Annotated in this window: 26 protein-coding genes and 1 pseudogene; 22 read left to right on the top strand and 5 right to left on the bottom strand. The window is 68.6% G+C overall.

Annotation, left to right across the window (positions count from 1 at the left end; translation table 11 throughout):
* The first annotated feature begins 6 nt into the window (after positions 1-6).
* The 8 genes from CA951_RS37420 (at position 7) to CA951_RS37385 (ending at position 6,287) form a co-directional block, all read left to right on the top strand.
* Positions 7-948 (top strand): sugar phosphate isomerase/epimerase, encoded by a 942-nt coding sequence (locus CA951_RS37420; protein ID WP_087561665.1) that lies wholly within the window; start codon positions 7-9, stop codon positions 946-948.
* Positions 949-1,032: 84 nt separating this feature from the next.
* Positions 1,033-1,674 (top strand): MerR family transcriptional regulator, encoded by a 642-nt coding sequence (locus tag CA951_RS37415; RefSeq protein WP_087561664.1) that lies wholly within the window; start codon positions 1,033-1,035, stop codon positions 1,672-1,674.
* A complete protein-coding gene (locus tag CA951_RS37410) occupies positions 1,671-2,513 on the top strand; it encodes a thioesterase family protein (RefSeq protein ID WP_087561663.1) in 843 nt (280 codons plus the stop codon). Before CA951_RS37415 ends, CA951_RS37410 begins: the two co-directional genes overlap by 4 nt.
* Before the next feature lie 36 nt (positions 2,514-2,549).
* On the top strand, positions 2,550-3,365 hold the full coding sequence (gene proC / locus CA951_RS37405) for a pyrroline-5-carboxylate reductase (protein WP_087561662.1): 816 nt from the start codon (positions 2,550-2,552) through the stop codon (positions 3,363-3,365).
* Between the two features lie 125 nt (positions 3,366-3,490).
* Positions 3,491-3,727, top strand: coding sequence for a helix-turn-helix domain-containing protein (locus CA951_RS37400; RefSeq protein WP_005258384.1), 237 nt, complete (start codon positions 3,491-3,493; stop codon positions 3,725-3,727).
* Positions 3,728-3,926: 199 nt separating this feature from the next.
* Positions 3,927-4,028, top strand: a complete 102-nt coding sequence (locus CA951_RS37395; RefSeq protein WP_003402602.1) for a 30S ribosomal protein bS22 — start codon at positions 3,927-3,929, stop codon at positions 4,026-4,028.
* Positions 4,029-4,227: 199 nt separating this feature from the next.
* A complete protein-coding gene (locus tag CA951_RS37390) occupies positions 4,228-5,271 on the top strand; it encodes an NAD-dependent epimerase/dehydratase family protein (RefSeq protein ID WP_087561661.1) in 1,044 nt (347 codons plus the stop codon).
* Complete coding sequence (locus tag CA951_RS37385; RefSeq protein WP_087561660.1) at positions 5,268-6,287, top strand: lysophospholipid acyltransferase family protein; 1,020 nt, start codon at positions 5,268-5,270, stop codon at positions 6,285-6,287. The genes CA951_RS37390 and CA951_RS37385 overlap by 4 nt, the downstream gene beginning before the upstream one ends.
* A 14-nt stretch (positions 6,288-6,301) precedes the next feature.
* On the opposite strand, the gene CA951_RS37380 is transcribed toward CA951_RS37385, so the two are convergent.
* Complete coding sequence (locus tag CA951_RS37380) at positions 6,302-7,288, bottom strand: HAD family phosphatase (protein WP_087561659.1); 987 nt, start codon at positions 7,286-7,288, stop codon at positions 6,302-6,304.
* 179 nt (positions 7,289-7,467) lie between these two features.
* Here CA951_RS37380 and CA951_RS37375 point away from each other — a divergent pair, with 179 nt between their 5' ends.
* From CA951_RS37375 to CA951_RS37335, 9 genes are all read left to right on the top strand, one after another.
* On the top strand, positions 7,468-7,728 hold the full coding sequence (locus tag CA951_RS37375; protein ID WP_087561658.1) for a glutaredoxin family protein: 261 nt from the start codon (positions 7,468-7,470) through the stop codon (positions 7,726-7,728).
* A 140-nt stretch (positions 7,729-7,868) separates the two neighbouring features.
* Complete coding sequence (locus CA951_RS37370; RefSeq protein WP_179220448.1) at positions 7,869-8,723, top strand: redox-sensing transcriptional repressor Rex; 855 nt, start codon at positions 7,869-7,871, stop codon at positions 8,721-8,723.
* Complete coding sequence (locus CA951_RS37365; RefSeq protein ID WP_087561656.1) at positions 8,720-10,156, top strand: glutamyl-tRNA reductase; 1,437 nt, start codon at positions 8,720-8,722, stop codon at positions 10,154-10,156. Before CA951_RS37370 ends, CA951_RS37365 begins: the two co-directional genes overlap by 4 nt.
* The gene (gene hemC / locus CA951_RS37360; RefSeq protein ID WP_087561655.1) at positions 10,153-11,118 is read left to right on the top strand and encodes a hydroxymethylbilane synthase; all 966 of its coding nucleotides are present in this window, start codon (positions 10,153-10,155) and stop codon (positions 11,116-11,118) included. Before CA951_RS37365 ends, hemC begins: the two co-directional genes overlap by 4 nt.
* Before the next feature lie 75 nt (positions 11,119-11,193).
* Positions 11,194-12,759: a bifunctional uroporphyrinogen-III C-methyltransferase/uroporphyrinogen-III synthase gene (locus CA951_RS37355; RefSeq protein ID WP_087561654.1), complete on the top strand. Its 1,566-nt coding sequence runs from the start codon at positions 11,194-11,196 to the stop codon at positions 12,757-12,759.
* Between the two features lie 78 nt (positions 12,760-12,837).
* Positions 12,838-13,812, top strand: coding sequence for a porphobilinogen synthase (gene hemB / locus CA951_RS37350; protein WP_087561676.1), 975 nt, complete (start codon positions 12,838-12,840; stop codon positions 13,810-13,812).
* A gap of 28 nt (positions 13,813-13,840) precedes the next feature.
* Positions 13,841-14,446, top strand: coding sequence for a hypothetical protein (locus tag CA951_RS37345; RefSeq protein WP_087561653.1), 606 nt, complete (start codon positions 13,841-13,843; stop codon positions 14,444-14,446).
* A 257-nt stretch (positions 14,447-14,703) separates the two neighbouring features.
* Positions 14,704-15,186: a hypothetical protein gene (locus CA951_RS37340; RefSeq protein ID WP_087561675.1), complete on the top strand. Its 483-nt coding sequence runs from the start codon at positions 14,704-14,706 to the stop codon at positions 15,184-15,186.
* Positions 15,183-15,518, top strand: coding sequence for a hypothetical protein (locus CA951_RS37335; protein ID WP_087561652.1), 336 nt, complete (start codon positions 15,183-15,185; stop codon positions 15,516-15,518). Before CA951_RS37340 ends, CA951_RS37335 begins: the two co-directional genes overlap by 4 nt.
* Here the strand turns inward: CA951_RS37335 and CA951_RS37330 are convergent.
* Complete coding sequence (locus tag CA951_RS37330; protein WP_087561651.1) at positions 15,450-17,396, bottom strand: acyl-CoA dehydrogenase; 1,947 nt, start codon at positions 17,394-17,396, stop codon at positions 15,450-15,452. The genes CA951_RS37335 and CA951_RS37330 overlap by 69 nt on opposite strands.
* Positions 17,397-17,465: 69 nt before the next feature.
* Between CA951_RS37330 and CA951_RS37325 the strand changes: the two genes are divergently transcribed.
* A complete protein-coding gene (locus tag CA951_RS37325; protein ID WP_256974238.1) occupies positions 17,466-17,708 on the top strand; it encodes a DUF3099 domain-containing protein in 243 nt (80 codons plus the stop codon).
* A 4-nt stretch (positions 17,709-17,712) separates the two neighbouring features.
* On the opposite strand, the gene CA951_RS37320 is transcribed toward CA951_RS37325, so the two are convergent.
* Together CA951_RS37320 and CA951_RS37315 are read right to left on the bottom strand one after the other, a co-directional pair.
* Positions 17,713-18,216, bottom strand: a complete 504-nt coding sequence (locus CA951_RS37320; RefSeq protein ID WP_087561649.1) for a DUF427 domain-containing protein — start codon at positions 18,214-18,216, stop codon at positions 17,713-17,715.
* A complete protein-coding gene (locus tag CA951_RS37315; RefSeq protein ID WP_087561648.1) occupies positions 18,213-19,070 on the bottom strand; it encodes an alpha/beta fold hydrolase in 858 nt (285 codons plus the stop codon). The genes CA951_RS37320 and CA951_RS37315 overlap by 4 nt, the downstream gene beginning before the upstream one ends.
* Before the next feature lie 78 nt (positions 19,071-19,148).
* Between CA951_RS37315 and CA951_RS37310 the strand changes: the two genes are divergently transcribed.
* Positions 19,149-19,607 carry a MarR family winged helix-turn-helix transcriptional regulator gene (locus tag CA951_RS37310; protein WP_087561647.1) on the top strand — a complete coding sequence of 153 codons (459 nt, stop codon included), beginning with the start codon at positions 19,149-19,151 and terminating at the stop codon, positions 19,605-19,607.
* On the opposite strand, the pseudogene CA951_RS37305 reads toward CA951_RS37310, so the two are convergent.
* A pseudogene (locus tag CA951_RS37305) lies at positions 19,567-20,080 on the bottom strand (Lrp/AsnC family transcriptional regulator). The gene CA951_RS37310 and the pseudogene CA951_RS37305 sit on opposite strands and share 41 nt — an antisense overlap.
* A 115-nt stretch (positions 20,081-20,195) precedes the next feature.
* Here CA951_RS37305 and hppD point away from each other — a divergent pair.
* The 3 genes from hppD to hemL all read left to right on the top strand — a co-directional run bounded on the left by hppD (position 20,196) and on the right by hemL (position 23,351).
* On the top strand, positions 20,196-21,404 hold the full coding sequence (hppD, locus tag CA951_RS37300) for a 4-hydroxyphenylpyruvate dioxygenase (RefSeq protein ID WP_087561646.1): 1,209 nt from the start codon (positions 20,196-20,198) through the stop codon (positions 21,402-21,404).
* Positions 21,405-21,437: 33 nt separating this feature from the next.
* Positions 21,438-21,884: a VOC family protein gene (locus CA951_RS37295; RefSeq protein ID WP_256974237.1), complete on the top strand. Its 447-nt coding sequence runs from the start codon at positions 21,438-21,440 to the stop codon at positions 21,882-21,884.
* A gap of 141 nt (positions 21,885-22,025) precedes the next feature.
* Positions 22,026-23,351 carry a glutamate-1-semialdehyde 2,1-aminomutase gene (gene hemL / locus CA951_RS37290; protein WP_087561645.1) on the top strand — a complete coding sequence of 442 codons (1,326 nt, stop codon included), beginning with the start codon at positions 22,026-22,028 and terminating at the stop codon, positions 23,349-23,351.
* Positions 23,352-23,429 lie beyond the last annotated feature (78 nt).

Genomic DNA, 23,429 nt, shown 5'->3' with positions numbered 1-23,429 from the left:
TTGCTCATGGTCGGGGACAGTGGGCACGAGCAGGTTCGACGGTCACCGCGCGGGCGGAAGGTACTGGTCGGCCTGTCGACGGCCTCGGTGTACCCGGAGAACACCGAGGCGGCCTTCCGGTACGCGGCCGATCTCGGATACGACGGCGTCGAACTGATGGTGTGGGCCGAATCGGTCAGCCAGGACGCCGCCGCCGTGGCCGCGCTGGTGCGCAGGTACGCGATCCCGGTTCAGGCGATCCACGCGCCGTGCCTGCTCATCTCGCAGCGGGTGTGGGGCGCCGACCCCGTCGCGAAGCTGGAGCGGTCCGTCCGCACCGCCGAATCGCTCGGGGCGGCGAGCGTCGTGGTGCACCCCCCGTTCCGCTGGCAGCGCCGGTACGCCGACGGCTTCGCCGATCAGGTGGCCGAACTGGAACAGCGCAGCGACGTGATCGTCGCGGTCGAAAACATGTTCCCCATGCGGGCGGACGGCTTCTTCGGCAGCAAGGAGAGATCCGCCCAGCGGTTGCGGCGGCGCGGCGGACCGGGGGCGGCGCTGTCGGCATTCAGCCCGTCCTACGACCCCACCGATTCGGGGCACGCCCACTACACGCTCGACCTGTCGCACACGGCCACGGCCGGGATGGATGCGATGAAACTGGCGGAGCGGATGGGGGAGGGCCTCGCGCATCTCCACCTCGCGGACGGCCGGGGTGCGTCGATGGACGAGCACCTCATTCCCGGTCACGGCGCCCAACCGTGCGCGCAGCTGTGCCGGCACCTCGTCGACACCGGGTTCGACGGGCAGGCGGTGGTCGAGATCAACACGCAGAACGCCCGAACCCAGCGGGAACGGTCGTCGATGCTGTCGCAGGCGCTGGCCTTCGCCCGTGAACATCTCGAACCGGGCCGCGCCGCGTCGGGGTCGCCGCGCAGCCACTCCGGTGGCGATCACGACGACACCTGACATGTATGTCGAGTTCTTCCTGCGGTAAGCTCGGGGTCACATTGGATAGTTTCAGTATCCAGTCGAGTTGCAGAAGGAGGGGCCGTGCGCGTTTCCGAGTTGGTCGCCCGCACCGGCGTACCGCTCGCGACGGTGAAGTACTACCTGCGCGAAGGCCTGCTGATGCCCGGCGAGGCGACGAGCGCCACCCAGGCGAAGTACGGCGAGGAGCACGTACAGCGCCTGGGCCTGGTCAAGGCGCTGGCCGGCGCCGGGCTCCCGATTCCGCGTATCCGGGAGATACTCCGCCTCGTCGACCATCCCGACGGCTCGCTGTTCGAGGTGCTCGGCCAGGCCATCGCGCAACTGCCCCCGTACCTCGACACCCCCGCCGCCGACGACGCCGCCGACGAGTTCCCGCGGGCCCGCGCCGTCCTCGACAGGCTCGGGCAGGTGTACGACCCCGGGTACGTCGCGGTCGGTCAGCTCGAACGTGCACTCGCGGCCCTCGAAGAAGCCGGCATCCCGATGACCGACGAGCGACTCGACGCCTACGGGCGCCACGTGCGCGGGATCGCCGAGATCGACATCGGGCTCATGCCCACCGCATCGGCCGAGGACGCGATCCGGTACGCGGTGCTGGGCACGGCCGTATACGAACCGGTGATCGCCGCGATGCGCCGGCTCGCACACCAGGACGTCGCGCAGAAGCGTCTCCGGAACCCCGAAGAACAGGACCAGCAGTGAGCTCAACTCCCTTCCGTGATCTCAACGTCCTCACCGCTGCCGGTGACGGGACCTACCGGGCGTCGATCGACCCGATCTGGACGATCGGCCCCAAGGTGCACGGCGGTTCGATGATGTCGCTCTGTGCCGCCGCCGCCCGCAGGCGACTGCTCGACGAGACCGGCGATGCCGGGCCGTCCCGGGTGCAGCCCCTCGCGGTCGGGGCCAACTACCTGTCCGCCCCCGATCCGGGCGAGGTGACGCTGTCGACGACGGTGCGCAAGCAGGGCAAGCAGGTGTCGTTCGTCGACGTGGAGCTGACGCAGGGCGACCGCGTCGCCGTCCGCGCGTCGGTCACGCTCGGCGTGCCCGACATCGGGGAACCGCAGTACAGCGGGGACCACGCCCTGTCGCGGCTCCCGGTGGAACCGCCCGCCGACGCCGTCGTGCTCACGACCGACCACCCGATGGGGCAGATCGTGCACGTGGCCCAGGGCTGCGACATGCGGGTGGACGGGACGTCGGCGCACTTCCTGACCGGCAACCAGGGCGAACCCGAGGTCCGCATGTGGGTGCGACCGCGCGCGGGCGACGAGAGCGACCCCGACACGGCGGCCCTGTTCGCGATCATGACCGGCGACATCAGCGCCCCCGTGACGATGAACCGCGGCATGTTCGGCTGGGCGCCCACGGTCCAGCTGACCACCTACCTGCGCAGGCAGCCCGTGCCGGGCTGGCTGCGCGTGATGGCCAGCAGCACGGTGCTCGGCGGCGCCTGGTTCGAGGAGGACCACACCGTCCTCGACTCGACCGGGGCGATCGTCGTGCAGAGCCGCCAACTGGCGATGATCCCCCGCTAGGAGGACGCCGCAGAGCGTCGTGGCAGGCTGTTCGCCATGACGAGAATTGCGGTAATCGGAGGCGGCAAGATCGGCGAGGCCCTCATCTCGGGGCTTCTGCAGGCAGGTCACGCCGTCAAGGATCTGGTGGTGGCCGAGCAGCACCCGGCACGCGCCGACGAGCTGGCCGCGGCGTACTCGGTGCGGGTCACCACCCCCACCGACGCCGCCGAAGGCGCCGACGTCATCGTGATGGCCGTCAAGCCGGGAGACGTCGAGTCCGCGCTCACCGAGGTGTCCAAGGTGGAACTCGACGGCGAGCGCGAGCAGCTGCTCGTCTCCCTCGCTGCCGGCATCCCCACCGCCTTCTACGAGACGAGACTGCCCGCAGGGTTCCCCGTGGTCCGGGTCATGCCCAACACGCCCATGCTGGTCGGTGAAGGCGTCAGCGTGCTCGCGCCGGGCAGGCACGTGAAGAAGGAACACCTCGAACTGGTCCGCGGCGTCCTGTCGTCGGTCGGCAAGGTCGTCGTCGTCCCCGAATCGCAGATCGACGCCGTCACCGCCGTCTCCGGTTCCGGTCCGGCCTATTTCTTCCTGGTCGCCGAGGCCATGATCGACGCCGGCGTGGGGCTCGGACTGACTCGGGCGACCGCGACCGAGCTGGTCGTGCAGACCATGGTCGGCTCCGCAGCCATGCTGGACAGGTCGGGGGAGAGTGCGACCGAACTTCGTGCCGCCGTGACTTCGCCCGGCGGAACCACCGCGGCGGCAATCCGCCGATTGGAGGGAAACGGACTCCGAACGGCTTTTTTCGACGCCCTCGAAGCCGCGAAAATTCGTTCTGCCGAACTCGGCACGACGACCGAATGAATATTCGATTGCCCACACCCGTCGCAGTAACCCCATCCGTCCCGCTAAGCTCGAAGTAGCACGTGCGTGTCTGTTCCGCCGGAGGGGAAGCCGGCGGCGCGAGACGTGCCGGAGGTAAGTGGTTGATGACGTCTGCAAAAAAGCCGTCCAAGGGCTCGGCCCCGGACGGACAACCGGCACTGGCCGGAACGCAATTTCTCACCGTCGCCGAGGTAGCGACGCTGATGAGAGTGTCCAAGATGACTGTGTATCGGTTGGTGCACAGCGGCGAACTGCCCGCCGTCCGCGTGGGCCGTTCGTTCAGAGTGCATGCGAAAGCAGTGCACGACTACCTCGAAACCTCGTACTTCGACGCCGGTTGACCGGTCGGCACGAAGAGGGTCATCGACCTCGGTTTTCGGGGAGAGGACCCGCACCGGTACGATTAGCGACTGTCGTACCAGCCAGCTGGTGTCGTAAGGCGCTGAGCTAGTTAAAACGAGGCCCAGGCGCCAGAGTGGCGCGAGCGTACGTGATCGGCGTGCGCAGGAACGCTAGAGAAGAACGTGAGGGACACCCGCTATGGGTTCAGTGATCAAGAAGCGACGCAAGCGCATGTCGAAGAAGAAGCACCGTAAGCTGCTTCGCCGCACCCGAGTGCAGCGCAGGAAACTCGGTAAGTAAAGAGTTGCGTCTGGATGCCCGTCACCTCCGGTGGCGGGCATCCTTCGTTTCACGGCGGGCCCGTCGCGTATTGGGCGACCGACCAATTGTCGTTGTGCGGAGCGCCATCCCCCTCCTGCACGTATCGTTGACGTCACTCGCTACGTGATCGGGGGTCTTAGTGGTTGTGAGTGACGAAGACAGTACTACGCGGACGGCGGTGCCGCGCGTCGTGCTTGTCACTGGGGCAAGCAGGTTTCTGGGTGGATACCTGGTCACCCGGCTCGCTCAGAATCCGGCCATCGAGCGAGTGATCGCGGTGGATGCGGTGTCGCCGAGCAAGGACATGTTGCGCCGCATGGGCCGCGCCGAGTTCGTGCGCGCCGACATCCGGAATCCCTTGATCGGCAAGGTTATTCGTAACGCCGAGGTCGACACCGTCGTGCACGCGTCGACGTTGGCGCGCCCGCCGAAGTCGGGTAGTCGCGCGGCCATGAAGGACATGAACGTCATCGGCGCGATGCAGTTGTTCGCCGTCTGCCAGAAGGCCCCGAGCGTCCGCAAGGTCGTGTTGCGTTCGGCCTCCGTGGTCTACGGCTGCAGTGCCAAGGACCCGGCGAAGTTCACCGAGGAGATGAGCGCGCGGCGCCGCCCGGCGGGCGCGTACGCGCGGGACTGCATCGAGATCGAGGGGTATCTGCGCGGAATGGGGCGCAGGCGCCCCGACATCGACGTGTCGATCGTCCGCCTCGCACCGCTGGTCGGGCCGCGACTCAACGCGACGGTCGCGCAGTACCTCACCTCACCGGTCGTGCCGACCATTCTCGGACGGGACGCACGCCTGCAGGTCCTGCACGAGGAGGACGCGCTGGCTGCACTCGAACGGGCCACGGTGTCGGGTCCGGCGGGCACGTTCAACGTCGCAGGCGACGGCATCGTCATGATGTCGCAGGCCATCCGCCGCGCCGGGCGGATCGAGGTCCCGATGCCGTTCGGGTTGTTCCGCAACGTCGGGCGTGCGCTGATGGGTCCGGTGATGCGGTCGTACACCACAGAACAACTCGAATACTTTCATTTCGGTTGCGGTCTGGACACCACTCGCATGCGAACCGAACTATCCTTCGAGCCACGGTGGACTTCGATGCAGGCGCTCGACGACTTCGCTCGCGCGGCAGGCGTCAAGGCGATCATCAAGAACGAATGGGTCGACGCAGCAGAAAACGCACTACTCGCTCTTACCGGCACGGCGAAAGGGGAGAGGTGAACGAAGTGGCGAAGGTCATTCCGTTGCACGGTGCGACAGCCGCGCGCGGGACCGCTATCGGACGTTCGAGGCGTGAGCAGAGCGAGAGCAGACATCCGTCGGCGATGCCGCCACCTGCCGTGATCACCCCACCCGAGCCCGTCACCGAGTCTTCGGCCGTCGACGCCGTCCGCCACGCCCTGGCCGAGCAGATCGTCAACACCGCCGAGTTCCTGCGCCGCCGGCTCTCGGGCGACTATCACGTCGACGACTTCGGCTACGACCCCCACTTCGCCGAGAACGTGTGGCTCCCCATCCTGCGTCCGCTGTTCGACAAATGGTTCCGCGTCGAGGTCAGCGGTCTGGAGAACATCCCGTCGACCGGTGGTGCGCTGGTGGTCGCCAACCATGCCGGTGTGCTGCCCATCGACGGCCTGATGACCTCGGTCGCCGTTCACGATCATCACCCAGCGCATCGCCCGTTGCGGATGCTGGCCGCCGATATGGCGTTCGAGATGCCGCTGGTCGGTGGTGTCGCCCGCAAGGCAGGCCACACTCTCGCGTGCCACCCGGACGCGGTGCGCCTGCTGCAGGACGGGGAGGTCGCGGCCGTGTTCCCCGAAGGTTTCAAGGGCATCGGCAAACCGTTCAGCGAACGCTACAAGTTGCAGCGGTTCGGCCGCGGTGGGTTCGTGTCCGCCGCCATGCGGACCGGTGCGCCGATCATTCCGTGCTCGATCGTGGGGTCCGAGGAGATCTACCCGAAGATCGGTGAACTCGGGACGCTCGCCCGGCTGCTCGGGATGCCGTACTTCCCGGTGACCCCGCTCTTCCCGCATTTCGGACCGCTCGGGCTCGTGCCGCTGCCGTCGAAGTGGTACATCGAGTTCGGCAAGCCGATCGTCACCGACACCTACGACGCGTCGGCGGCCGACGACCCGATGGAACTGTTCGAGGTCACCGACCACGTCCGGGAGACCATCCAGCAGACGCTGTACCGGCTCCTCGCGAAGCGCCGGAACGTGTTCCTGGGTTGAGCGCGGCGGGCGGCTCAGGCCGCCTGTTCGCGGCGTCGCGCGACGATCGCGGCAAGTGCGCCGCCTGCCGCGCCCAGGAGTAGGGCGGTGGGGACGCCGATCTTGGCGGCCTTGCGTCCGGTCCGGAAGTCGCGGATCTCCCAGCCCCGGTTCTTGGCGAGCTCGCGCAGATCGGTGTCGGGGTTGATCGCGACCGCGGTCCCGACGAGCGACAGCATCGGCACGTCGTTGTGGCTGTCCGAGTAGGCGGTGCAGCGCTTGAGGTTGAGGCCCTCGCGGACCGCCAGGGCGCGCACGGCGTGCGCCTTGCCGAGGCCGTGCAGGATGTCGCCGACCAGACGTCCGGTGAACATCCCGTCCTCGCTCTCGGCGACCGTGCCGAGGGCGCCGGTGAGACCGAGACGCTTCGCGATGACCTGAGCCAGCTCCACCGGGGTCGCGGTGACGAGCCACACCTGCTGTCCGGCGTCGAGGTGCATCTGCGCCAGCGCCCGGGTGCCGGGCCAGATCTTGTCGGCGATGACCTCGTCGTAGATCTCCTCACCGAGCCGGGCGAGTTCGGCCGTCGACCGGCCGGAGACGAACGACAGGGCCTTCTCGCGGCCGGAGGCGACGTCGTCGCTGCTCTCCTTGCCGGTGATGCGGAACTTGACTTGCTTCCACGCGAAGTCGACCAGGTCGGACGTCTTCAGATACTTGCGGGCGGCGAGCCCGCGGGCGAAGTGGATGATCGAGGCGCCCTGGACCATCGTGTTGTCGACGTCGAAGAACGCGGCGGCCGTCAGGTCGAGGGGAACGTCGTGTTTGACCAGCTCGGTGTCTTCGCCGGACGCGACGTGAAGAGCGAGGGCCGCGTCGGCGCTGGCCTCACCTGCGACGTTGGCACGTACCTCGGCTTCGCTGGGTCCCAGCGGATTCCTGAACTGGCGCCGGCCCGGGAGGATGATCCCCGCCAGACCTGAACCGAAACCCGAGCCGTTCGGTAGTGATCGCGCAGGCACTCGCACCTCCCGTATCGCAGAAGCCTCTGGGAGCAGCCTATCCCCCGAATCGGGGACGGGGCGGATGGATGGCCCCGCGGGGGGAACTGTGTGACGTTCATCTCCGAGCCGATTGGCGTCCGCGGACCCCGAAACGGCACAGTGACTCCACCGGAGGCGTCGAAAGGAAGTGACGGGGCATGGGCACGGGCGGACACGAGGTGACGCTTCTCACGAGGGCGGGGTGCGGTGCGTGCGCGCCGGCCCGCGAGCGGCTGCTGGTTCTGTGCGAGGAGTTCGGGCTGGAACTGACGTGCATAGACGTCGACGAGGCGGCGGCCACCGACCCCGAGATCCGGGCCGAATTCGGTGACCGATTGCCGGTGGTGTTGCTCGACGGACGTGAGCACAGTTACTGGGAGGTCGACGAAGAGCGCCTTCGCTCGGATTTACGCAAGTAAGGGAACCCTAAAAGGGCGATCTTCCGATGCCGTGCAGGTAGGACCGCATGTCGCGCAGTCGCAGCGACTTTGTGCATGGGTTCACAAGCAGTTACCGTGGTGTGAACAATTCCCCGGAGCATCGTGAAGAACGGCATCGAATGCCGGTCGGACGAGGAGCCAACGACGTGACCGAAACGCACCAGACGCATGGGTCTGTGGCCCCTGGCGTCACGGGGGCGGTCGGGCGGTCTGTGGTCGGGTCACCAGCCCCCTCGGTCACCGGCGCGGCCCCGCTCCCCGAATCGCGGGACATCCCCCAGGCTACGGTGACGCGCCTCGCGACGTACCTGCGGGTCCTCGGAGTGCTGACCGAACGCGGCACGATCATCGTCTCGAGCGAGGAACTCGCCGCCGCTTCGGGTGTCGGCTCCGCGAAGCTTCGCAAGGACCTTTCCTTCCTGGGGCCGAACGGCGTGCGCGGCGTCGGCTACGACGTGACGCGCCTGCGGGCCCGCATCGAGCGGGCGCTCGGCCTGGACCGCGGACACAAGGTGGTGCTCGTCGGCGTCGGCAACCTCGGCCAGGCGCTCGCCGGCTACGGCGGTTTCGGTCGTCGCGGGTTCTCCATGGTCGGACTGTTCGACAGCGACCCGGCCCGGGTCGGTGCGCCGGTGGGCGACCTCACCGTGCGGCACGTCGACGAACTCGAGCAGGCCTGCGTCGAACTCGAAGCCACCATCGGCGTCATCTCGACCCCCGAGGAGGCAGCGCAGGAAGTCGCCGACCGCCTCGTGCGCGCCGGACTTCGCTGCATCCTCAGCTTCTCGCCCACCTCCCTCGACGTCCCCGATCACGTCGAGATGCGCCGCGTCGACCTCGCGGTCGAAATGCAGGTCCTGTCGTTCAACAGCGCACGCAACACGGAATCGGTACCCACCGCTCCCCGCGTCCGCATCGGACATTCGGCTGTCCCGTCCACCGCACCAAGAAACGGATCAGTGATCGCGCCGTGAGTGTTCTACTTGTCGGGGTCTCGCACAGGACGGCCCCGGTGCCGGTTCTCGAGCGGGTGGCTGTCACCGACACCGATCGCCCGAAGTTGACGGACAAGCTTCTGGCGTCGTCGCACATCTCGGAGGCGATGATCGTCTCCACCTGCAACCGGGTGGAGATCTACGCCGTCGTCGATGCGTTCCACGGTGCGCTGGCCGAGGTCGGCGAACTGCTCGCCGACCATTCGGGGCTCGATCTCACCGATCTGCACCGGCACGCGTACGTCCGCTACAGCGAGGCTGCGGCGGAGCACCTGTTCGCCGTGGCCAGCGGTCTCGACTCGATGGTCATCGGCGAGCAGCAGATCCTGGGGCAGATCCGGACCGCGTACGCGTCCTCCGACGCCCAGCAGGCCGCGGGCCGCACGCTGCACGAACTCGCACAGCAGGCGCTGCGCGTCGGCAAGCGGGTGCACTCGGAGACCGGCATCGACTCCGCGGGCGCGTCCGTCGTGTCGGTGGCCCTCGACCGCGCCGCCGGCATCGTCGGCGCAGGCGGACTGACCGGACGCACCGCCGTCGTGGTCGGCGCCGGATCGATGGGCGGCCTGTCCGTCGCACACCTCACCCGTGCCGGAATCGGCCGCATCGTCGTCGTGAACCGCACCAAGGAGCGTGCCGAACACCTCGCCGACACGGCCCGCTCCAACGGCGTCGCAGCGGAGGCCCTCGAACTGGCCGAACTCCCGGACGCGATGGCCCAGGCAGACGTCCTCGTGACCTGTACCGGCGCGGTCGGCGCCGTCGTCACGCTCGCGGACACCCACCGCGCGCTGGCACAGCCCGGCCGCGACGCCGAACGTCCCCTCGTCATCTGCGACCTCGGACTGCCCCGCGACGTCGAACCCGCCGTGTCCGGTCTGCCCGGGGTCACCGTCCTCGACATGGAATCGCTGCAGCGCGATCCCGCCGCGGGCGCGGCCGCATCCGACGCGGACGCCGCGCGGACGATCGTCGCCGCCGAACTCGCCAACTACCTCGCGGGCCAGCGGCTGGCTGAGGTCACGCCGACCGTCACGGCCCTGCGCCAGCGCGCGGCGGACGTGGTCGAGGCGGAGCTCATGCGACTGGATTCGCGTCTGCCCGGACTCGACGATCCCGAGCGCGACGAGGTCGCGCGCACAGTGCGGCGAGTGGTCGACAAACTCCTGCACGCACCCACCGTCCGGGTGAAGCAACTCGCCTCCGCGCCCGGAGGCGACTCCTACGCCGCCGCCCTGCGCGAATTGTTCGAACTCAGCCCCGGATCCGTCGAGGCCGTCGCGAAGCCCACCGAACTCGGTGGCGCCGACCTGGGCGCCATCGACATCACGGAAGGCTTCTTCGCAGGCCAGGACCCGCTCCTGCGCCGCTTCGTCACAGATGACAACCACGGGAAGGGATCGCAGGCATGAGCGCCGTCGGCACCCGTACGCTGCGGATCGGAACCCGTGGGAGTGAGCTCGCGACCACCCAGGCCGGCACCGTGCGTGACGCACTGATCTCGGCCGGGCACGACGCCGAACTCGTCATCATCAAGACCAAGGGCGACCAGTCCATGGAATCGGTGGAGAAGATCGGTGTCGGCGTCTTCACCGCCGAACTCCGCGAAGCGCTCGCCGACGGCCGGGTCGACGTGGCCGTCCACTCCTACAAGGACCTGCCGACCGCCCGCGACGAGCGGTTCACGATCGCGGCCATCCCGCCGCGCGAGGATCCCCGCGACGCGCTCGTGGCACGCGACGGACTGGTCCTCGGTGAGCTGCCCGCCGGTTCGAAGGTCGGCACGTCCGCACCTCGGCGCACGTCGCAGTTGCGGGCCCTGGGCCTCGGCCTCGACATCCAGCCGCTGCGCGGCAACCTGCAGCGGCGCCTCGGCAAGGTCGAATCCGGCGAACTCGACGCCGTCGTCCTGGCCCGGGCCGGCCTGGCGCGAATCGGTCGACTGGACCTGATCACCGAGTCCCTCGAACCGGTTCAGATGCTGCCCGCACCCGCGCAGGGCGCGCTGGCCGTCGAATGCCTGTCGGTCAACACGGCACTCGTCGCGATCCTGTCCGAGCTCGACGACCCGAACAGCCGCGCCGCCGTCACGGCGGAACGCGCCTTGCTCGCGGAACTCGAGGCCGGCTGCACCGCGCCCGTCGGCGCCATCGCCGAGGTCGTCGAATCCCTCGACGACGACGGCCGCATCTTCGACGAATTGTCCGTCCGGGGCTGCGCCGCGGCCATCGACGGTTCCGACGTCATACGCACGGGGGCCGTGGGCTCCCCGGAGAACGCCGAAGAACTCGGCCGCTCCGTCGCGCGGGAGCTTCTCGAGCTCGGTGCGCGGGAGCTGATGAATGTCACCGAGGCCGGTGATGCCGATGTTTGATGTGCGAAGGCCGACTGATCGGCCGATCCGCTTCCTGTACCCATCTCGACACATGATCGCACTGGAGAATTACCGATGAGCCGAGTCCGTAAGAACACCCCCGGACGAATCCTGTTCGTGGGATCCGGACCGGGCGATCCGGCACTGCTCACCGTGCACGCACGGGACGTCCTTGCCGCAGCCACCCTCGCCTTCACCGACCCCGACGTCGACAAGGGCGTCACCGTCCTCGTGGGCACCGAGCTGGGCGTCGACGCCGAGACCGGTGAGCCGCTCGCCGAGGTCCGGCCCGCACTGGGTGAGCCGGCGGAGGTCGCGAAGACCCTCGTCCACGAGGCGCGGAACGGCCACGACGTCGTGCGCCTGGTGTCCGGCGATCCGCTGACCACCGACTCCGTGATCGCCGAGGTCACCGCCGTGGCCCGCACCCAGGTGCAGTTCGAGGTCCTGCCGGGCCTGCCGTCCGCGTCCGCCGTCCCCTCCTACGCCGGCATGGCACTGGGATCGGGACACACCGAGGCCGACGTCCGCGGCGAGGTCGACTGGGCCGCCCTGGCCGCCGCACCCGGACCGCTGGTCCTGCACGCCACATCGGGTCACCTCGCCGAGACGGCGAGTGCGCTCGTCGAGCACGGCCTGGCCCCGCAGACCCCGGCCGCCATCACCGTCCGCGGTACCACCCGGCAACAGCGCACCGTGGAGGCCACCCTCGCGACGCTGAACGAGGCCGGCTCCGAACTGGTCGGTTCGCTGGTCGTGACGGTCGGCAAGGTGGTCGCCCAGCGCAACAAGATGTCCTGGTGGGAGTCGCGCGCGCTGTACGGCTGGAAGGTCCTGGTGCCGCGCACCAAGGATCAGGCAGGCGAGATGAGCGACCGCCTCGTCACCCACGGCGCCATCCCGATCGAGGTGCCCACCATCGCCGTCGAGCCGCCCCGCAGCCCGGCGCAGATGGAACGCTCCGTCAAGGGCCTCGTCGACGGCCGCTACCAGTGGGTGGTCTTCACCTCCACCAACGCGGTGCGTGCGGTGTGGGAGAAGTTCGAGGAGTTCGGGCTCGACGCCCGCGCGTTCTCCGGCGTCAAGATCGCCTGCATCGGTGAGGCCACCGCCGCCAAGGTGCGCTCGTTCGGAATCAACCCCGAACTCGTGCCGTCCGGTGAGCAGTCGAGCGAAGGCCTGCTGGCCGAATTCGCCCCGTACGACGACGTTTTCGACCCGGTCAACCGGGTACTCCTGCCCCGCGCCGACATCGCCACCGAGACCCTCGCCGAGGGCCTGCGCGAACGCGGCTGGGAAATCGACGACGTCACCGCGTACCGCACCGTCCGGGCCGCGCCGCCGCCGGCCGAGACCCGCGAGATGATCAAGACCGGTGGATTCGACGCCGTCTGCTTCACCTCGTCCTCGACGGTCCGCAACCTCGTCGGCATCGCCGGAAAGCCGCACGCACGCACCCTCGTCGCCTGCATCGGCCCGAAGACCGCCGAGACGGCCATCGAGTTCGGCCTGCGCGTGGACGTGCAGCCCGAGTCCGCTCAGGTCGGCCCGCTGGTGGAGGCTCTCGCAGAGCACGCCGCGCGCCTGCGCGCCGAGGGCGCACTGCCCCCGCCGCGCAAGAAGTCCCGCGCACGGCGATAGGCGCTACGCGCCTGTGCGCCTTTTTGGTTGTTCCCACTACCAAAAAGGCGCACGGGCCCGACGAAGGAGGGCATGTCCTTGTTCCCGACCCACCGGCCGCGACGGCTCCGCAGGACGCCGGCGCTGCGCCGCCTTGTGGCCGAGACTTCGCTCGAGCCAAGGCATCTCGTGTTGCCGATGTTCGTGGCGGACGGGATCGACGAGCCTCGTGAGATCTCGTCGATGCCCGGCGTGTTTCAGCACACCCCCGACTCGCTGCGGCGGGCGGCCACGGAAGCGGCCGAGGCGGGGCTCGGTGGGCTCATGCTCTTCGGGGTGCCGCGTCCCGACGACAAGGATGCCGAGGGTTCGGGCGCGTCCGATCCGGACGGCATTTTGAACCGCGGATTACGCTGGCTCGCAGACGAAGTCGGCGACTCTACGGTGATCATGGCGGACACCTGCCTGGACGAGTTCACCGACCACGGCCACTGCGGTGTTCTCGACGCGAACGGTGCGGTGGACAACGACCTCACGCTGCAGCGGTACGTCGACATGGCGGTCGCGCAGGCCGAGGCCGGTGCGCATCTGCTCGGGCCGAGCGGAATGATGGACGGCCAGGTCGGCGCCATCCGGAAGGCACTCGACGGCGCGGGCTACACCGACGTCGGTCAGCTCGCGTACTCGGCGAAGTACGCGTCCGCGTTCTACGGGCCCTTCCGTGAGGCGGTGGGTTCGTCGTTGCAGGGCGATCGCCGTACTTATCAACAGGATTCGGCGAACCGCCGCGAATCGTTGCGTGAGGTGGACCTCGACCTCGACGAGGGCGCCGACATGGTGATGGTGAAGCCGGCGATGTCCTACCTGGACATCCTGCGCGAGACGGCGGACCGCTCTCCGGTGCCCGTTGCGGCGTATCAGATCTCGGGTGAGTACTCGATGATCACGGCCGCCGCGCAGAACGGCTGGATCGACCGGGACGCCGCGATCCTCGAATCGCTCACCAGCATCCGCCGCGCGGGCGCCGACGTCGTGCTGACGTACTGGGCGACCGAAGCGGCCGGCTGGTTGTGATCGCCGCGCAGGCGGATACGGTGGTGCCATGACCCAGCAGTGGCCACCGACACCGCCGCACCAGGCCCCGCATCAGCAGGGCCCGTCTCAGCACAATTTCCCGTACCCCCCGCCGGTGCCGCAGCCGGAGCCCGAACGTCCGGCACCGGTCGACGTAGGCACCGCGGCCCAGTTGCTGTGGGCGGTGGCCGTGCTCGGCCTGATCCAGGCGCTGGGCGCGATGGTCCTGGTGGTGGGGGAGAAGTCGACGTTCGTCGACGAACTGATGAAGAACCCCAGCTTCACGTCCGGCGAGGTCGACATGACCCGCGACGGCGTGGAGAAGCTGTTCTATGTGGGTATCGGATTCACGGTCGTCCTCATCCTGATCCTCACCGGGCTCTTCGTCCTGTTCGTGCACTTCATGCGGAAGGGCCGGAACTGGGCCAGGATGCTGATCACCATCGCGTGCGTGATGATGGTGGTGTGGACGATCCCGGTGCTCTTCGGCATCGGATCGGACGGAACCGGAACCGCGCTCGCACTCGGCGGCGTGCAGATCCTGCAGGCCGTGGTGGCCGTCGGCGCCGTCGTGCTGATGCACCGCAAGGATTCCAACAGCTACTTCCTGAGGTTGCCCCCCTCCGCCGAGTAGCTTCGATTTGCTCGTGAAATATAAAGATGTACCGTGAAGTACGTCACAAGAGGTAGAACGGCAGACTTCATTTCGACCGAAGGACTTTTCTCCATGCGCGCTGACGATCGAGCACACGGGTCTCGCAAAGAAGCAATGATGTTCGCGATCATCGTGGCCTTCGTGCTGCTGACTCTGTTGCTCGTCGTGATCCCCGGCGTGCTCTCCTGACGAGCCCCACGTTTTCCTCGCGGACCGCGATGTCGCAGGATGAGCGGGTGAGCGACACTGCTGTCCTGTTCAGTGAACCGGGTGCCCGCTGGCGGATGGTGGCGTTCGGTCCGGTGTTCTGCCTGATCGCATTGGTCATCGAACTGCTCACCGGCCCCGTGGTGCACTGGTTCGCGCTGTCGCTGTTCGCGGTGCTGCTCAGCGGGTTCGTCTACGTGCAGGTGGTGGCCGCCCGCAGGCATGCGAGCGTCGAACTCACGACGTCGTCGTTGCGGCAGGGCACCGAAGACCTGCCAATTGCCGAGATCCTGAAGATCATGCCCCCCGCCGACCCCGAGTTGTACGAGCAGCAGCCGTGGGAAACCGCCCGGAGTCTGGGCGAACTGTCCGCGGTTCCCCGCCGCCGGAAGGGCATCGGACTGCGACTGCGGGGCGGCGCCCTGGTGCAGGCGTGGGCGAAGGACGACGCGGCATTGCGGGCGCAACTCGAATCGCTGCTCGCGAAATCGGCGGGAGGATCTGCCGAATGAACCGCCGGACCGTGACGGCGGCAGCGGAGTGGCTCGGCGCGGTGGCTGCCCTCGCCGTCGCGGTGTGGTGCTGGAACCACGCCCGGGTCACATCGGAATTCGGTCCCGTCGCGCCGGGTGCGCCCTCGTTCGAGGGCACCGCGTATTCCGGGTCGTGGATCGCCGTCGCCGCCGCACTGGTGGCGGTCGCCGGACTGCTGGTGATCGATTCGGTGCGCCGGCTACGGCCAGGCCCGGCGGGCGAACCCGCCGAGCCGGCCCCGTCACCGGAAGATCTGGGTCTTGCGGACGGTGTCGGTCCCGGGACCGTCGAGCATCGCGGAGCCGAGTAGCGCCTCGGGAACCCCGAGCCCCTCGATCAGCGCCTGCGCGTGCGGCCGCAACGACCGGCACCGCTCGTTGATTCCCCGCTGCACCGCCTTCGACCGCTCCACCGACAGTTGCCGGTGTTCCATGAACCAAGCCTTGTCCTCCTCGATCACGCTCAGCGCGTAGAGGTCGCAGACATCGCTCAGCAGGTCGCGGGCCTCGTCGTCCTCGCACTCGTCGATGCCGGCGACGAACGCCTCGAGCACGACCCGGTCGATGTGGGCCTGCGCGGCGTGCAGCACATGGTCCTGCACGAAATTGAAGGCGTCGAACGGGTTCTCCTCGCGCTTCTGCGCACCCTGCAGGCGGCGGGCGGCGGTCGAGAGCAGGTACTGCTCCCGATCCTCGAACATCGTGAGCTGGGTGCCGCGGTTGAAGAGGCTGCCGTCCTCCTCGTTGTCCTGACGGGTGTCGAGGATCGTCTGGATGATCTGCTGTGCGGCGGTGCGCTTCTTGACGACGTCGGAGACCGTCGTGGCCGCGAACCGCATCCATTCGACGGGGCTCATGCCGCGCACCTCGTCCGCGTACGAGGTGAGCAGTTCCTTGGCCACCAGCTGTGTCAGGACGTGATTGTCGCCCTCGAACGTGGTGAACACGTCGGTGTCCGCCTTCAGTGCCGTGAGCCGGTTCTCGGCCATGTACCCGGCGCCGCCGCACGCTTCCCGGGCCTCCTGGATCGCGCGGGTGGCGTGCCAGGTGTTCGCCACCTTGAGCCCGGCGGCGCGGCCCTCGAGTTCGCGCTGTTCCTGGGGGTCGGCGTCGTCCCGGCTCTGGATCTCGTGCATCGTGGCGACGAGCTCGTTCTGGGCGAATTGCAGTGCGTAGGAGCGTGCGATCAGCGGGAACAGCCTGCGCTGATGGACGAGGTAGTCCATGAGCAGCACCTCGTCCTCGGCCTGCGGTGCGTTGAACTGCCTGCGCTGCAAGGCATACCGGGTGGCGATCGCCAGAGCGACACGGGCGGCGGCGCCCGCGGACCCGCCGACGGTGACGCGTCCGCGCACCAGAGTGCCCACCATCGTGAAGAAGCGGCGGTTCGCGTTGTCGATCGGCGACGTGTACGTGCCGTCCGGCTCGACGTCGGCGTACTTGTTGAGCAGGTTCTCCCGCGGAATTCGCACCTGGTCGAACGTGATTCGGCCGTTGTCGACGCCGGGGAGGCCGCCCTTGTAGCCGCAGTCCGACGTGTGGACGCCGGGGAGGTCGTTGCCGTCCTCGTCCCGGATCGGCACGACGAAGCAGTGCACGCCCCGGGACTCGCCGCCCGTGATCAACTGCGCGAACACCGCGGCCGTTGTCGCGTGCTGTGCCGCGCCGCCGATGTAGTCCTTGCGGGAGGACGGTGTGGGGGAGTGGACGACGAATTCGGCCGTGTCCGGATCGTACGTGGCGGTGGTCTCGAGCGCCTGCACGTCGCTGCCGTGACCCGTCTCGGTCATCGCGAAACACCCCAGCAGATCCAGGTCGACGAGACGCTTCACGTACGCCTCGTGATGGCGCGCCGTGCCGAGGTTCTCGATCGCGCCGCCGAACAGTCCCCATTGCACGCCGGCCTTGACCATCAGCGACAGGTCGGACATCGCCAGCATCTCGATGCTCGTGACGGCGGCGCCCGCGTCACCGGTGCCGCCGTGATCTTTCGCGAACCCGGCGGCCGCGTAGCCGTTGCTCGCGAGCAGGCGCAACTGTGCCAGCGTCTTGGCGCGGGCCTCGTCGAGGTCGGGGGTGTAGTGCGGGGCGAAGTCGGGAGTGCCGGACAATTCCGCCCTGACGCGCTCGCGTACCTCCCGCCAGCGTCCGTCGAGTGTGCTTCTCAGGTGGTCAGCTGTGGTGGCCATGACTCGACAGTAGACGGCCGCCGCGACGGGTTGTGGGTTCGGTTCGCCGGTACCGGGTACTCCTGCCTCGTGAGTGCTCACCGCCATCCGATCAGCATCACCAGCGCGTCGGTGTCACTGGACGAACGGCATCGGCTGCGGGTGCGCCGGTACGTGATCGTGACGGCGGGCAGGCTTCTCGCGTTCGTGCTGTCGGCGGTGGTCTACGGACTCACCGGCAACCCATGGCTGGCGGTGGGGGTCATCGGGATGTCGATTCCCCTGCCGTGGTTCGTCGCCCTCGTCGTCGACGACCGGCCGCCGTGGGGGTAGGGGTTCACCAGAAACGGCTGCCGGGCCCGCCCTTGAACGGGCCGACCACCCGGTCGGTGATCCAGCCGCCGTAGAAGCCCCCTGTCTGGGGTCGCGCCCGTTCGCCGTCGACGAAGCATCCGTCCATCGAAACCGGTGTGACCGCCACGTGCCCGAGAAGGAGGTCGTAGCCGGCGACCGGCCGCGGATAGTGCCACGCCGCACGTTCGGCGACGTGCTCGCCGGCGACGACGTCGAAATAGTCTGCCCGCCCCTTCCACTCGCACACCGTGCTGCCGGTGACCGGACGCAGGACGCCGTCGGCGAAGCACGACCGCGGCAGGTAGTACGTCGGAGGGTGGCTCGTCTCGAGCACGCGCAACGGGGTGCGGGTGCGTGCGACGAGTTGTCCGCCGAACCACACCTCCACCAACTCGTCGCTCCGCCGGACCGCGGGCGGTCGCGGGTAGTCCCACACCGACTCCTGCCCCGGACCGACGGGGTCCGGCACCGGACGGCCGCTCGTCACGGCAGGTCCGCCGACGCGGTGATCACGGTGCGGCTCGGGTCACGCCAGAACTCGGAGATCACGTCGGCGAGCGTGCCCGGATCCGCGATCAGCGGTGTGACGTGTCCGGCGCCGTCCACCGTGGTGGCCGCGGCGTGCGGCATCGTCGCCGCGGCGGCCCGTGCCTGCCCGAGGGAGATCATCGTGTCTGTGCGGGGGACGATCATCAGCGTCGGTGCACCGATCCGGGGGAGCAGGGGGTCCAGCCCCTCGCGGTGCAGCATGACCGACTGCATCGCCTCGTGCATGCCCCGCCGCGGCGCCTGCCGGAAGGTCCGGGAGACGGCCTGGAACTGTTGCGGGTGCGTTCGTGAAAGCTCCTTGCCGAGAAGGACGTTCATCACCGCGGTCGTGAGCGGCGGAATCGGCCCGGCGAGGCGGTAGGCCCACACCATCGGCACGATCCGGGCGCGTTCCCGGCGGGTGAGGGCTTGGGTCGGTGTCCCGATCGTGACGACGGTGCGGCATCGGTCGGGACTGTGCGCGGCCGCGACGAGTCCGACGTGTCCACCCCAGGCGTTGCCCACCCAGTCGACGGGTTCGGTGACGTCGAGCGCGTCGAGGACGGCGACGGCTGCCGCGGCGCACTCCTCCAGCGTGAACCGTCGCTGCACGGCGGTGCTCGCCCCGTGGCCGGGTCCGTCGATCGAGATCAGCCGACGGTGCGCGACCAGATGGCTGCGCAGGGGAGCCCACGTCGTCGAGTCGACGAAAAGGCTGTGCCACAGCACGGTCGGAGGTCCGCTGCCGGTGACGTGGACGGCGAGGTTCCCGACGCCCGTCGGGATCGTGCGGGTGATCGCTTGTGTATCCATGGGATGCCCCAGGTGAGTGGCGTTTCGAGAATTGCTTCGGAAACCGAAACTTCGGTAACCGTAGTATTCTCCTGTGTCATGGAACGGTCAAGTGGTCTGCCGACCGATCGGCCGGCGGTAGGACAGTTGCTGGTCCGTCTGCTGCACGAGTTCCGCCGGGAGCTGAGCGAACCCATGGCCGAGCGCGGGTACGGCGACATCCGGCCACCGCATCTGCAGATCTTCGGCAACATCGGCTGGGACGGGCGGCGGCTGACCGAGATCGCCGCCCGGGCCGAATTGAGTCTGTCCGCCACGTCCGAACTGATCAACGATCTCGAGCAACTCGGGTACGTCGAGCGGGTGCCGGACACGCGGGACCGGCGGGCCAAACTCGTCGTCCCGACCGCGCGGGGGCGGCAGGCGCTGCAGGACGCCGCCGTCCGGGTCGCCGAGATCGAGCGCCACTGGGGCAGCCTCGTCGGCCACGACCGTTTCGACGACGCCTGCCACCTGCTCAGTGCGCTGCTCGACGAACTGGGTCCCGAGGACCGCTAGGCGCGCGGCGGGACCGCGGCGCGGACGAGCTGGTCGTGACGCAGCGCGATCTGGGTCTGCGTCGCGATGACCGTCGACGAACGAAGGACGTTGTGCCCGTCGACGATCGAGTTGATCACCCGCTGCAGGTCGGCGTGGGTGCGGGCCACCACCCGGACGAGGACGTCGCCGGCGCCGGTGATCGTGTGCGCCTCGAGCACTTCGGGGATGGCGCTCAGGTGCTCGACGACCGCGGCGTGCCCGTTGCCCTGGGCGATCTCGAGGGTGGCGAACGCGACCACCGGGAACCCCAGCGCCTCCGGGTCGAGGGTCGGCGCCGAACTGGTGATCACGCCGGTGCGTTCGAGCCGGTCGAGTCGCGCCTGGACGGTGCCGCGGGCCACTCCCAGGCGTCGCGAGGCCTCGAGCACCCCGACCTTCGGTTCGGCGTGGAGCAGGTCGAGCAGTGCGGCGTCGAGTTGATCGATGTTCATTGCGTCCCTGGTCAATATGTAGGGTCGATCCGTATTTTCATCCAGCATTGTGTACAGAGTGAACAGCGTCAAGAAGCACCGTTGCGCAGCGGTGTGTGCTGGATCACAGTGAGGTATGACTACCACCGACATTCGCCTGACGCCCCGTGAGGTGGCCGCACAACTGGAGTCCGACGAGCTCCGGCAGCTGGTCGGTCTCGTCGAACACGACGACGCATCGGATCCGTTTCCCGTGGTCGCGATGGACGCCGTCGTGTTCGTGTGCGGCAACGCGACGCAGAGCATGCAGTACTTCGTCTCCACCTGGGGGATGACCCTCGTCGCCTATGCCGGGCCGGAGACCGGTCAGCGCTCGCACAAGTCGTTCGTCCTCGAATCCGGAACGGCGCGATTCGTGCTGCACGGCGCCGTGGATCCGAAGAGCCCGCTCGCCGACCACCACCGGGCCCACGGCGACGGCGTGGTGGACCTCGCCATGGAGGTGCTCGACGTCGACCGCTGCATCGCACACGCACGCTCACAGGGGGCCACCATCCTCGAGGAGCCGCGCGACGTCACGGATCGGCACGGCACCGTGCGGCTCGCGGCGATCGCCACCTACGGCAGCACCCGGCACACCCTCGTCGACCGCAGCCGGTACGACGGGCCCTACCTACCCGGATTCGTCTCGCGCTCCAGCGGTTACGCGGCGCGGCCGGGGAAACCGACACGACTGTTCCAGGCGCTCGACCACGCGGTCGGCAACGTCGAGATGGGCCGCATGGATCACTGGGTGCGGTTCTACAACCGGGTCATGGGATTCACGAACATGGCCGAATTCGTCGGCGACGACATCGCCACCGAGTACTCGGCGCTCATGTCGAAGGTCGTGGCGAACGGCAACCACCGGGTGAAGTTCCCACTCAACGAACCGGCGGTGGGAAAGAAGAAGTCGCAAATCGACGAATATCTCGAGTTCTACGGGGAGCCGGGCTGCCAGCACCTGGCCCTCGCGACCGGTGACATCCTCGCCACCGTCGACGCGCTGCGCGCGGAGGGCGTCGAATTCCTGGCCACACCCGATGCCTACTACGAGGATCCGCAACTGCGTGCCCGCATCGGCACGGTGCGGGTGCCGGTGGAGGAACTGCAGAAACGCGGAATCCTCGTCGACCGCGACGAGGACGGGTACCTCCTGCAGGTCTTCACCAAACCGCTCGGTGACCGGCCGACCGTGTTCTTCGAGGTGATCGAACGGCACGGATCACTCGGGTTCGGGGCAGGCAACTTCCGGGCGCTCTTCGAATCCATCGAGCGCGAACAAGCGGCCCGCGGCAATCTGTGAACCTCCGAACGGCACGCGGTGCATCATCGACTGATGGATGACGACGGCATGAGTCTCGTCGAGGGCCCGATCTTCCAGATCTGCTGGGTCGTCGACGACATCGAGTCGGCGGAACGGTACTTCGCGGAGCAGTTGGCCGTCGCGCGCTGGTTGCGGCTCCCGGACGTGCACTTCGGGCCCGACCACTGCACGTACCGTGGGCAGCCCGCCGACTACGTGGTCCACGTGTCGCTCGGGTACACCGGCGGGCAGCAACTCGAGCTGATCGAGCCGGTGTCCGGACGCAACCTCTACACCGAACAGCTGGAGGCCGGCGGTCCCGGCGTCCACCACGTGGCGTGGGTGCCCGAGGACTTCGAGGCCACCCTCGCCGAGGCCGCGCGCCGTGGACTGCCGGTGGTCCAGCGGGGCCGGTCGAGGGCGTCGGGATGGAGTTCGCCTATCTCGAGGGCGGCCCGCTCGGCGGCTACGTGGAGCTGATGAAACTGTCCGAGGAGATGCGCGCGATGTTCGCCTCGCTCGTCCCGGAACGTCGCGAAGCGCCGGAGCGGGCAGAGTGATCCTTGCCACCCACTACACCCTGTCGTTGGCAAATTCGACAGAACTGGGACACTGGAGGCCGTGACTGTTTCCTCCGGTGACCCCGACGTGCACGCTTCCCGCTCCGCCCAGCTCTTCGAGAGGGCTGATCTGGTCATTCCCGGCGGCGTCAACTCTCCGGTGCGGGCCTTCCACTCGGTCGGCGGCACCCCGCGGTTCATCAGGGAAGCGTCCGGCTACACGCTCACCGACGTCGACGGCAACGACTACGTCGACCTCATCTGCTCCTGGGGACCGATGATCCTCGGGCACGCGCACCCCGCCGTCGTCGAGGCCGTGCAGAAGGCCGCCACCACCGGACTCTCGTTCGGTGCGCCCACCGAGGGTGAGATCGAACTGGCCGAGGAGATCGTCCGCCGCGTCGCGCCGGTGGAGAAGGTGCGGCTGGTCAACTCCGGCACCGAGGCCACCATGAGCGCCGTCCGCCTCGCCCGCGGATTCACCGGCCGGACCAAGGTCCTCAAGTTCTCCGGCTGCTACCACGGACACGTCGACGCGCTGCTCGCCGATGCCGGTTCGGGACTCGCCACGTTCGGCCTCCCCACGTCGCCCGGCGTGACCGGCGCGCAGGCTGAGGACACCATCGTCGTGCCCTACAACGATCTCGACGCCGTCGCCCAGGCGTTCGCCGCCAACGACGGCCAGATCGCGTGCGTCATCACCGAGGCCGCCGCGGGCAACATGGGCGCGGTCGCGCCGCAGCCCGGATTCAACGAGGGCCTGCGCACGCTGACCCGCGACAACGGTGCGCTGCTCATCATGGACGAGGTGATGACCGGATTCCGGGTCAGCTCCGCCGGCTGGTACGGACTCGACGGCGTCGCCGGTGACCTCTACACGTTCGGCAAGGTGATGAGCGGCGGTCTGCCCGCCGCGGCGTTCGGTGGCCGCGCCGACGTCATGGCCCACCTCGCCCCCGCCGGACCCGTCTACCAGGCAGGCACCCTGTCCGGGAACCCCGTCGCCGTCGCCGCCGGGCTCGCCAGCCTGCGCGCCGCCGACCAGGGCGTGTACGACGCCCTCGAGCGCAACAGCGCCACCCTCCGGACGCTGCTGTCCGACGCACTGACCGCGGCCGGCGTGCCGCACCGCGTGCAGACCGCGGGCACCATGCTCAGCGTGTTCTTCAGCGAAGACCCGGTGACCAACTACGCCGAGGCCAAGGCTGCGCAGACCTGGCGCTTCCCGGCCTTCTTCCACGGACTGCTCTCGCGCGGGGTGTACCCGCCGCCGAGCGCGTTCGAGGCGTGGTTCGTCTCCGCCGCCATGGACGACACCGCATTCTCGATCATCGCCGACGCCCTGCCGCATGCCGCGAAGGCCGCCGCCGCGGCCGTCCAGCCCTGACGAGTCTTCCCCTCCGGGGGCCGGCGGCCCCGCCGCCGACACCCACCTGACCTCCCGCCCCGACCCGAGGAACTGCAA

The organism is Rhodococcus sp. NCIMB 12038 (genome assembly GCF_002165735.1).
In the GTDB taxonomy this organism is placed as follows: domain Bacteria; phylum Actinomycetota; class Actinomycetes; order Mycobacteriales; family Mycobacteriaceae; genus Rhodococcus_F.
Note: the sequence above shows the minus strand (reverse complement) of the source record. Positions and strands in the feature narration are given on the sequence as shown.

Coding starts and splice junctions, on each gene's coding strand:
- CA951_RS37335 (WP_087561652.1), top strand. CDS start 15,183: ATGAACCGCCGGACCGTGACGGCGGCAGCGGAGTGGCTCGGCGCGGTG.
- CA951_RS37370 (WP_179220448.1), top strand. CDS start 7,869: ATGCCGGTCGGACGAGGAGCCAACGACGTGACCGAAACGCACCAGACG.
- CA951_RS37295 (WP_256974237.1), top strand. CDS start 21,438: ATGGATGACGACGGCATGAGTCTCGTCGAGGGCCCGATCTTCCAGATC.
- CA951_RS37420 (WP_087561665.1), top strand. CDS start 7: ATGGTCGGGGACAGTGGGCACGAGCAGGTTCGACGGTCACCGCGCGGG.
- CA951_RS37345 (WP_087561653.1), top strand. CDS start 13,841: ATGACCCAGCAGTGGCCACCGACACCGCCGCACCAGGCCCCGCATCAG.
- CA951_RS37400 (WP_005258384.1), top strand. CDS start 3,491: ATGACGTCTGCAAAAAAGCCGTCCAAGGGCTCGGCCCCGGACGGACAA.
- CA951_RS37330 (WP_087561651.1), bottom strand. CDS start 17,396: ATGGCCACCACAGCTGACCACCTGAGAAGCACACTCGACGGACGCTGG.
- CA951_RS37355 (WP_087561654.1), top strand. CDS start 11,194: ATGAGCCGAGTCCGTAAGAACACCCCCGGACGAATCCTGTTCGTGGGA.
- CA951_RS37315 (WP_087561648.1), bottom strand. CDS start 19,070: ATGGATACACAAGCGATCACCCGCACGATCCCGACGGGCGTCGGGAAC.
- hemC (WP_087561655.1), top strand. CDS start 10,153: ATGAGCGCCGTCGGCACCCGTACGCTGCGGATCGGAACCCGTGGGAGT.
- CA951_RS37395 (WP_003402602.1), top strand. CDS start 3,927: ATGGGTTCAGTGATCAAGAAGCGACGCAAGCGCATGTCGAAGAAGAAG.
- proC (WP_087561662.1), top strand. CDS start 2,550: ATGACGAGAATTGCGGTAATCGGAGGCGGCAAGATCGGCGAGGCCCTC.
- CA951_RS37310 (WP_087561647.1), top strand. CDS start 19,149: ATGGAACGGTCAAGTGGTCTGCCGACCGATCGGCCGGCGGTAGGACAG.
- CA951_RS37375 (WP_087561658.1), top strand. CDS start 7,468: ATGGGCACGGGCGGACACGAGGTGACGCTTCTCACGAGGGCGGGGTGC.
- hppD (WP_087561646.1), top strand. CDS start 20,196: ATGACTACCACCGACATTCGCCTGACGCCCCGTGAGGTGGCCGCACAA.